The following is a 9,338-nucleotide window of genomic DNA, read 5'->3' on the forward strand; positions in this document are numbered from 1 at the left end:
ATGCATATACCGTATGCCGTCACCCTTGACAGTCCGATCCAATACGGTTTTGTCATACCTTTTTCCCGGCTGATAACCCTCCATCCATCGTCAGCGTTGTTGCGTTGATCCCTGCCGCACCCGGGGACAGGAGAAACAGAATCGCCTCTGCAACCTCTTCCTTATCAAGGGCTCGTCGGAGGGGAATCTGGTCGGTAGTTTGTGGATTCGCATCCAGAAAGATACGCCCACGGCCTGCCCGTACATAACCCAGGCGCAGAATCGCAGCGGTTATCCCTTTACTCGCCAACTCCAAACCGCAATTCCGATACATGGCCTCGGAAGCAAGTTTTGCCGCGGCATAGAAACCCTGTCCCGGCGCAGGCCTTTCGACGGCAGACGAGGAAAGGAAAATGAGCCTTCCCTCTTTCATGCGAATCATCCCTCTAGCGATCCGCTTCAAGAGAGCAGCCCGGGCCGCGACATTCTCAGAAAAATACGCCCCTATTCGATCCTCGTCGCCTCCCGCAATGAGAGACTCATAATCCCCCTGGGCAAAGTCCACCAGAAAAGCGAAAATCTCCGTATCTTGGTTAAATGCCGTCTGGCACGCCGATGAATCGTTCAAGTCGAACCGGACCGTTTCGTAAAGGTCCGGAAAGTCGGAAAGAGAGGAATCGATTTTCGCTTTTCCTCCCGAATCACGCCAGGTTAAAATCGGCATGATTTTTTTCTTGATTAACTTCGGAGCCAAACACAAGGCCAGGTCACATGTCCCGCCCAGGAGGAGGGCACGCTTTTCGCCTTTATTTTTGATCATGTTCTCAGTTTCCCCCTGACCATGATCTGTTCGTTTCTAAACAGCGTACACTCCCAATAATCGCCAAGACAAACCATCCGGTATTGGTACACACCTGGAAAAAGAAACGAACGGAAACGGAAATTTTCGATTCTCTTTACAGACCCCGATATTTTCAGGAATGCATCGATGACAAGACTTCCCGGAACAACCGGGTAACCGGGAAAATGATCGGTATAGATCCCGTCATCCGGATCGAAATGGAACACCCCTTCTTGACAAATTGGTGTTTCCACGTTTCAGTTCCGCTCCGTCACCATCCGGATCGATTCATAAGTGACCCGACAAAGCAGCTCCAGTTCTGCAGTCGACATGGAAAGATGAGGCACCAGTACGATGACATCCCCCAGGGGACGGATCATAACCCCCCGTTTTCTTGCCTCCATGATCACCTCATGCCCGGTCATGTTTTCGGCGGCCAGAGCCTGACGGGTTTCTTTATTAGCCACCAGTTCTATGCCTACCATCATGCCTCTTTGACGAATATCCCCAACGTGGGTAAGTTCCTTGAATTCATTAAGTTTATCTGAAAGGAAGGAGATTTTCGGCTGCAGATTTTCGATAATACGCTCCTTTTCAAACAATTCCAGACTGGCGATGGCAACTGCGCAGCCGAGGGGATTGCCCGTGTAGGTATGACCGTGGTAGAAGGTCTTGTTGTCCGCAAATTCACCGAGGAACCCCTCGAATACCTCTTCCCGCGTCACTGTGGCAGCCAAGGGAAGGTATCCGCCCGAAATGCCTTTTGCCAAACAGAGAATGTCGGGGGTTACGCCTTCATGCTCGCAGGCGAACATTTTGCCTGTCCGGCCGAAACCGACAGCTACTTCATCGGCGATCATGAAAACACCGTAATGGCTACACAATTCCCGGACCCCCCGGAGGAAACCTTCAGGCTGCATGAGCATGCCCGCCGCCCCCTGTACAAGGGGTTCCACTACCAAGGCGGCAATTTCCTCATGATGCCGGTCCAGCATTTTCTCAACGCCAATAAGGCAATCCAGTTTACACCCCGGATAATCTCGCCCGTATGGGCATCGGTAACAATATGGAGAAGGCACCTTGTAGGTTCCAAAGAGAAGGTTACGGTACATGTCATGGAACAAATCGATGCCCCCCAGGCTGACCGATCCTATCGTATCGCCATGATAGGCATTCACGAAGGAAAGAAATTTGGTCTTTCGTGGATTCCCTTGGGCCGATTGTCGGTGATACTGGAAGGCCATCTTAAGGGCAATTTCAACAGCGGTGGACCCGCTGTCGGAATAAAAAACCCGAGTCAAACCCCGAGGCACCACATTCAGGAGTTTTTGGGCAAAACGGACTGCCGGAACGTTGGTAATTCCAAGCAGGGTGGAATGGGCAACCAAATCGATTTGAGCTTTGAGAGCTTCGTCCAGTTCAGCCTTGCCGTGGCCGTGTACATTCGTCCAGAGTGACGATATCCCATCCAAATAGGCATTGCCTTCAACATCATACAGGTATGAACCCTTCCCCTTTTCGATAATGACGGGCTTCTCCCGGCGGTAAATCTGCATCTGCGTAAAAGGGTGCCAGACGCATGCCAAGTCGGCTTGTTCAAGTTCCCGAATTTCTTCTTTCGTGTCCACCATCAAACAACCCCCTTCCCTACAACCCGGCTTCTTGAAGCCGGTTCGCAGCATTGTTCAATATCGATTCACCCCGTAAAGGAAGGAAACCCTGCTACTGATACAACACGTCTCCCGCCACAATTCGCTGGAAATCGCCGGTAGGGGAACGCAATATCAGAAAACCATCCGAATCGATATCGACCGCTTCGCCTTCGCAGACGCCGTCCGGGTTTATGATTTTCACCTGCCGGCCGATGACTCCGGACAATTCCTTCCACCGATTCCGGATTGTTTCAAACTGCCGATCCTGAAACAGATCATAGTAATGTTCGAGCCGCTTCAGAAAGACCTGAAGAATTCGGATACGGGAAAAGACTTTACCCGTCAGGATCCGGAGGGATGACGCAATTTCGCGGATTTCATCCTCCATGGCATCGGGTTCCGTGTTTACGTTCAATCCAACCCCGACAATGACGTAGTCGACCCGTTCCATTTCCAGACTCATCTCCGTAAGAATGCCCGATATCTTTTTCCCTTCGATCAGAATATCGTTGGGCCATTTGATTTTAAATGGCAGATCGACCATCTCAAAGAGTGTTTCCGTCATCGAGACGGCAGCGACAAGGGTCAACAGAGGTGCCTCGTGAGGCTGGACCCGAGGCCGCAGGACGATGGACATATAAATTCCGCTGCCCGGAGGCGAAAACCAGGTCCTGCCCCGTCGCCCCCGCCCCTGAGTTTGAGTTTCTGCGACCACGATGGTTCCTTCTGGCGCCCCTTTGTGAGCCAACGCCCGGGCACGAATATTCGTGGAATCCGTTTCGCTATAGTAATTGATCCCCCGGCGCCCAAAAACCCGTGTTTGAAGACCGTCCATGATTTCCGCAGGCAGGAGCCGATCAGGCATTTCCTGCAACAGATACCCCCGTCCGGTCGATGAGGTAATCCCGTAGCCCTCTTCCTGCAGGGTTTTAATATGTTTCCAGATGGCGGTCCGCGATATGGAGAGTGCCGTAGCAAGACGTTCCCCCGACACCCAGACCCCGGCCGATTCTTTCAGATGTTTCAACAAGGCTTCTTTGGTCGACATGCCGCGCTCATAGCATCTCTTTCTCATGATTGTCAACTGATATTGTATTTTAGGTTGACGATCGACAAAATGTCTGCTAAGGAAGCGACCAAAAATCGACGTTGTCGATTTTGAAGGGTGAATCATGTTCAATCAGCAAATCCTCCATCTGGCAAAAAAAATCATAGGAGACCACTATCTGCCGTCTTATGAAGAATCCTGCGCACTGGCACGGTTACCGGAAACGGAAACGTTCGATCTCCTTGCCTGCGCCGGGAAAATTACCCGACATTTCAAGGAAGATCACGTCACCCTGTGCGCCATCCTGAATGCCAAATCGGGTTTTTGCACAGAAGATTGCGCTTTCTGCGCTCAGTCTGCACATCATCGCACGGGTATCTCCACATACGATCTGAAAACGGAAGCATTCATGGTGGCCGATGCGAGGGAGCGTCAGATCGCCGGCGCCACCCGTTTTTCCATGGTAACGAGCGGCCTGACGCTGACGGACGAAGAGATAAAGACGATTTGCCGATCCGCGGAACGGATATCCCGCGATACAGCCGTTACCGTCTGCGCCTCCGTGGGGACTATTACTTCAGAGCGCGCACAAGCATTAAAGGCCAGCGGCGTTTCCGTCTATCACCACAACTTGGAAACGGCTCGCAGCTTTTTTCACGAAATCTGCTCAACTCATGCTTATGAAGATGATATCAACACTCTGAAACGGGCAAAAAAAGCGGGGGTACGGATCTGCTCCGGTGGCATCCTAGGTTTGGGAGAAACTTGGGAACAAAGGGTAGAATTGGCCTGCACCCTGCGTGATCTTGATGTAGATGGCATTCCGCTGAACTTCCTTAATCCAATCGCCGGAACTCGAATGGAAAATCGTCCCGTCTTGTCACCCATGGATACACTCAAAAGCATCGCTCTCTTCCGGTTTGTTAATCCGGACCGCGATATTTTTATTTGCGGCGGGAGGGAGTTGATCCTGAAAGATTTTCAATCTTGGATTTTTCTTGCTGGAGCGAACGGTTTCATGGTCGGCAATTATCTGACCACACAGGGAAGGAACACCGGAATGGACATGGAAATCGTGCGTGCCCTAAACTTGAAACCATCTTTATCTGAAATGTGACTGAAGCCTGACCAAATTCACGGCCACACAACACCGAAGAGTCGTCCGCCTTCCGGCATCCCTTTGGGGGTGGAATCAAGAGAAAGAGGGAATTGAAGATTATCGACGATGCTGCCAGCAGGAAAGATTATTTCTTGTGAAATCACCGTGTCTTCAACAAGCAATGGATGCCGGCGAATTTTCGTTGCCCCCTGGATACAGATACAGCGATAAAGTTGAGGTTATCAATCATAGAAACCTTGCCATAATCCCGCGAGTATCCGCCTATCATTAAGACCATTCCATCTGTAATTCCATATCCAAGATTTCCGCCGCATTCGCAGGCAATTCCGCAAAGAGCGAAGCACCCGCCGGACATAATCGACCCTTTCATTTTACATTGGTCGGAATCACTATTTCCTTTCTATGATTCACCTCTGGAAAGGATTCGTGCCACGGCTTTCCTGGTCCGATCAATGATTTTTTCATAATTGAGAATGTTGCGCTGGATGTAATAATTTTTCTCGACATCCTGAATGAGGGCCGCTTCCTCCTCAAAAAAGGCCATAAGCTTTTTCGTTGCGGAAAACTGTTTGATAAACATCTCGCTCCAGTTGTTTTCCATGATCACCCGATAATTGCTCCCTTCCGCCGATTCCCTGGTGGCTTCAAAGTCGACAACAATCAGGATTTTTGTGATTTTTTCCGGCTGGAGGAAATTTTGAAAATCGACTGCAGTGATATTATACGATCCGAAAACTTCTCTGATTTTTTTAGCGAGATTGATGATTTCCTGGATGGTAACGGAAGTCGGGTTTGGAACCATCCTGATGTTTACAGCTTCAAAAAGATCATTCCAGACAAGATAGGCAACACAGTAAACGACATCGACATGTTCTACCAGGGTCATTGCCGAATCGTTGGCAGGTGCCACGCGCCACTTCCGGGACTCAAAGCGAAACGTCAGATCAGGTACGTTCACCGCGTCAACGGGTTTGTGCATAATCGGCAATTTTCCCTCCTTTCTGGCGAGACTCGAAGCCAGTTTTCGGCCGATGATGGTCAAATCCTGCGGTGCGATCAGTCCCGAAACGTCTTTTGTCATGCTGGAAATGTCCTTGTACATCTCCAGCAGCAATGTCAGGATCTTTACCCCGAATTCCTGATGGGCCTGAAAGCTCCAAGCCTGGAAACGATTCAGTTCATAGAGAATCTGACGGTCCAGCTTGTATTTTTTAAATAATTCCGCCGATAGCCTTTCCTTGATGGTCATTTTTTTTGACATCAATTTGATTTCGTATCGTAAATAAAAACACTTCTTCAAAAAATCAAAGTCAGGGTGGTGGTGCTTTTCGTAATGGGCCAACACCGCATCCAATGTAAACATACTGGGGTCAATGAACGACTTGTCCCTACCGGTACCCAGAATCAGATCCCGAAAACGATGGCAGAACAGCGCCTCCGACGGCAATTCCATCTGAACCACAAGGAGCAACATTTTAATTATGGATTTCAGCGGATGTGTCAGAGCCTTATTGAACTGCCAGAGCGCCGCTCCAAAATATTCACTTCGTTCAATAGGAAGCAGATCCCCTAAATCCACACAATCGTCCTGACCAAAATTGGGGTGCATGTATTCCCGCAAGGCTTCTTCGTAAGACTGAGGTTTTTCAGGATTGAAATAGACCCACCAGAAGGGGATTTTCCCGCAAATCACGACAGCAGTGCGATAGAATTCTTCTTTCAGCACATTTTTCTGGGTGCTGCCACAACCTTCATCACTTACGTTACCAAAATTTCCTCTTTGGATATTCGTGATATCACTGATGAAAAAATATACCGGCATTTTAAGGGTGGCATCAAGCCAATCTTTAATCAGATACACTTTCTGGGAAAGCTGATCGAATTGGATATCGCTAAAACCCGCCCGATCAATACAAACCCAGAGATCGCAATCGGAATGTGGGGTCTGGCTGATCGTGGCGATGCTGCCAATGGTATAGACCCCCAGGATATCGCAATACTCTGTAGCGTATTTAAGCAGGGACCCTTGATCGTAACATTTGAACTGCTTTTTGAAAGCAGGTTCCCGCTTTTTGATTTCTTTGTTTTTCTCGATATCGAAAACTCGAAAGGGCTTATCCAGATCAGGGATATAGCCGGGAAAATCGGGATGATTTATACTGAGAAGCCAAGGCACGAGCAGAAGAATGGTTTCGCTCTCCTTTGGAGCCAGATGCTGAAAAATGTTCTTTCGAAATTGGTTGTAGGCGAGAAAGACCTTTTTGTTCTGAATCAGTGTTTTGGACAAGGGCATGAAAAACTCCCAAGAGGTGAAAGATATTTGTTACTTTATAACGGCATCCTCTCAAAGTCAATGAATCCGCGACCCGATGAAAAGCCTGACCCCGTCATCGCCTTGCTTTCCCAGCTGATCACGGAACAAAGAAAAGGACATGACATGCCCGCACGACAACCCATGTCAGAATCAAAATGGTCATGATTACCATGAAAAAGGCGAGAAACCGGTGAACGCTTCTTTCCATCCTTCTTTCTTCAATTCCGACCAGATAACCCGCTAAAACACCGGCCAGAAGCCCCCCGCCGTGCGCCCAGTTGTTGATTCCGGGAAACAACAGCCCAAACAAAACGAGCCCCATTGTCCAGGCCATGGCTTGCCGGTATATCATGTCTCCGAAAAAACCACCCCGGCTTTTGCCGTAATAGAGAATGGCGCCGATGAGCCCACAGATATTCGCCGAAGCACCGATGGTCAAATTAATATGCGCAAAATAGGACAACAGGAAACCGGCAACTCCGGAGAAAACATAAATAATGACGAATCGATACAGGCCGTAGATGGAAAGGACAAAGGGTGCAAGTTGCATCAGGGCGAACATGTTGAAAAAAATATGGAGCAGTCCCCCGTGAAGATAAGATGCCGACACAAGTGTCCACCAACTTCCATACCCATCAATGGGCCACGTTCCTGTTGCGCCCATGACCAAGAAACTGCGGGTTGAAGGGGATAACATGGTAAAGGGGTTGAAATTCACCCCCTGGGACGACGGATTGATCAGGAGAGAGAGGACGTACAGCACCACATTTACGGAAATGAGTACCTTTATCGGATCGGCGCCGAAAAAAAGATATAGATTGCTCCGCAGAATTTTCCCCACCCCCGGTTTTCGCAATCCACAATATGGACATTCTGGCTCATCTGCGCTGATGAATTTACGGCAACGGGGACATAGAATTCCGCCTCTTCCCACTGGATTGGGCCCTCCTTCAGAATTGCAGAAATCGCATCATGACCGGAATGGCCGCAAAGGTGCCTAAAGACGTCGTGAGATTAACGAAGGCGATGAGGAGGAGTATCCGGGTGATCTTGTTTCGGAAAAAACCACGGAAACTGGTGATGTCCTCCGTCAGGCTCAAAAAATCTTTGACCTGGGGCTTACGAATGGCCGCTTCCGTCAGACCGGCCACCCAGCCCGTGGCAATAAGAGGATGTAAAGTCGCTACCGGCGCCGAAACAGCTGACGCGATGATTGTCAGAGGATGGGAAAGCATGATCAGAGCACCCACGGCGGCACATGTCGCGGTGATGATCGACCAAGACATGATCATGTTGATGCTGGACTGGCTCCCCGAAAAAAAAAAGCCGGCAAGAAACAGGGAAATGATGGCCAGTGAAAAAATCCACCCGGCGGCCCGGCTGAAAACCCCCGTATCGGGGATGCTGTTTAATTGATCTAAATCAATATGCTGCCCCAAATGCCTCAAAATTCCAGGAATATGTCCCGCACCAACAACCGCAACAATTCTCGGCCCAGGCGCTTCACCGATCATCCGGGCCAGATACAGATCTCTTTCATCGATCAGGGTCCCCTTTAGGGCGGGTAATCTTTCCCCCAGCGACTTTAGGGCTATTTCCAGAACATCCTGATCTTTGAGCTTCTCGATATCTTCCTCTGTAATGTCATCGGCGATGAACAAAGAGAGGATCATCTCGGGAAGCACTCTGATCTTGCTCCAGAAACTCATATTTCGCCAAGCACGCAGGAGCGTGACACGAATCGACCCGTCCGCCAAAACCAGACTGGAACCCATTTCCTCTGCAAGCCGCACCGCCCGGCGCATTTCCTCGCCAGGCTGAATTTGGAATTTTTTGGCCATCCTGCGCTGAAAGGAAGCCATGAGCAACTGGGCCAAAAGCAGGGAAGTCCTTTTGTCCCTGATGACTATCATAATATCCATCTCATGCCAGCGATCCTCTTGTCGAATTGCCTCAAGCCGGTCCTGGCACAGTTCCACACAAACTGTGTCGGGCCTTTCCTCGCGAATTGTATTTTCGACGAGTACGGCGCTCTCGCGGGATACATGTGCTGTTCCCACCAAAATAATTTCTTTGCCATGGTGAGACAATCTTGTAATATTTCTGTCGTCCAAGCAACGTCCTTTCACAATGCTTTTCGGCCTCTCGGCAAAGCGGGATTCAAAACGCGAAAGCTCAAAATATCCCGACGCAATCTTCCGCTTGCGTGCAGCGGTTAGTTATCAAGATTCCATGGCTTTGTAAAGGGAAATGCCTTTGACCTTCCCCCCAGAAACTGATCCATTTCCCAATAGAGTCCTTCCTGATAATAGAGAAAGAAGAAAGGGAGGAACATTAGATGAAAGGAAAGCGATTTACACCGGAGCAAATCATTAAGATTATCA

Annotated in this window: 8 protein-coding genes; 1 reads left to right on the forward strand and 7 read right to left on the reverse strand. The window is 49.5% G+C overall.

Annotated elements, in window-relative coordinates:
• Positions 1-52 precede the first annotated feature (52 nt).
• The 4 genes from GX147_07080 to GX147_07095 form a co-directional block, all read right to left on the reverse strand.
• Positions 53-799, reverse strand: a complete 747-nt coding sequence (locus tag GX147_07080) for an SDR family oxidoreductase (GenBank protein NLN60455.1) — start codon at positions 797-799, stop codon at positions 53-55.
• A complete protein-coding gene (locus tag GX147_07085) occupies positions 796-1,074 on the reverse strand; it encodes a hypothetical protein (protein NLN60456.1) in 279 nt (92 codons plus the stop codon). Before GX147_07085 ends, GX147_07080 begins: the two co-directional genes overlap by 4 nt.
• Before the next feature lie 3 nt (positions 1,075-1,077).
• Positions 1,078-2,451 carry an adenosylmethionine--8-amino-7-oxononanoate transaminase gene (gene bioA / locus GX147_07090; protein NLN60457.1) on the reverse strand — a complete coding sequence of 458 codons (1,374 nt, stop codon included), beginning with the start codon at positions 2,449-2,451 and terminating at the stop codon, positions 1,078-1,080.
• Between the two features lie 91 nt (positions 2,452-2,542).
• Complete coding sequence (locus GX147_07095) at positions 2,543-3,520, reverse strand: biotin--[acetyl-CoA-carboxylase] ligase (protein NLN60458.1); 978 nt, start codon at positions 3,518-3,520, stop codon at positions 2,543-2,545.
• Positions 3,521-3,644: 124 nt separating this feature from the next.
• Here GX147_07095 and bioB point away from each other — a divergent pair, with 124 nt between their 5' ends.
• On the forward strand, positions 3,645-4,637 hold the full coding sequence (gene bioB / locus GX147_07100; protein ID NLN60459.1) for a biotin synthase BioB: 993 nt from the start codon (positions 3,645-3,647) through the stop codon (positions 4,635-4,637).
• Between the two features lie 403 nt (positions 4,638-5,040).
• Here the strand turns inward: bioB and GX147_07105 are convergent, their stop codons facing one another.
• The 3 genes from GX147_07105 to GX147_07115 form a co-directional block, all read right to left on the reverse strand.
• On the reverse strand, positions 5,041-6,933 hold the full coding sequence (locus GX147_07105) for a hypothetical protein (GenBank protein ID NLN60460.1): 1,893 nt from the start codon (positions 6,931-6,933) through the stop codon (positions 5,041-5,043).
• Positions 6,934-7,051: 118 nt separating this feature from the next.
• On the reverse strand, positions 7,052-7,888 hold the full coding sequence (locus GX147_07110; GenBank protein ID NLN60461.1) for a rhomboid family intramembrane serine protease: 837 nt from the start codon (positions 7,886-7,888) through the stop codon (positions 7,052-7,054).
• A 16-nt stretch (positions 7,889-7,904) separates the two neighbouring features.
• Complete coding sequence (locus tag GX147_07115; protein ID NLN60462.1) at positions 7,905-9,149, reverse strand: TraB/GumN family protein; 1,245 nt, start codon at positions 9,147-9,149, stop codon at positions 7,905-7,907.
• Positions 9,150-9,338 lie beyond the last annotated feature (189 nt).

It is taken from the genome of Deltaproteobacteria bacterium (assembly GCA_012522415.1).
Classification (GTDB): domain Bacteria; phylum Desulfobacterota; class Syntrophia; order Syntrophales; family JAAYKM01; genus JAAYKM01.

What these genes read in the sequence shown, in the direction of transcription:
- GX147_07080 (NLN60455.1), bottom strand. Translation starts at nt 799, where the DNA reads ATGATCAAAAATAAAGGCGAAAAGCGTGCCCTCCTCCTGGGCGGGACA.
- bioA (NLN60457.1), bottom strand. Translation starts at nt 2,451, where the DNA reads ATGGTGGACACGAAAGAAGAAATTCGGGAACTTGAACAAGCCGACTTG.
- GX147_07095 (NLN60458.1), bottom strand. Translation starts at nt 3,520, where the DNA reads ATGTCGACCAAAGAAGCCTTGTTGAAACATCTGAAAGAATCGGCCGGG.
- bioB (NLN60459.1), top strand. Translation starts at nt 3,645, where the DNA reads ATGTTCAATCAGCAAATCCTCCATCTGGCAAAAAAAATCATAGGAGAC.
- GX147_07105 (NLN60460.1), bottom strand. Translation starts at nt 6,933, where the DNA reads ATGCCCTTGTCCAAAACACTGATTCAGAACAAAAAGGTCTTTCTCGCC.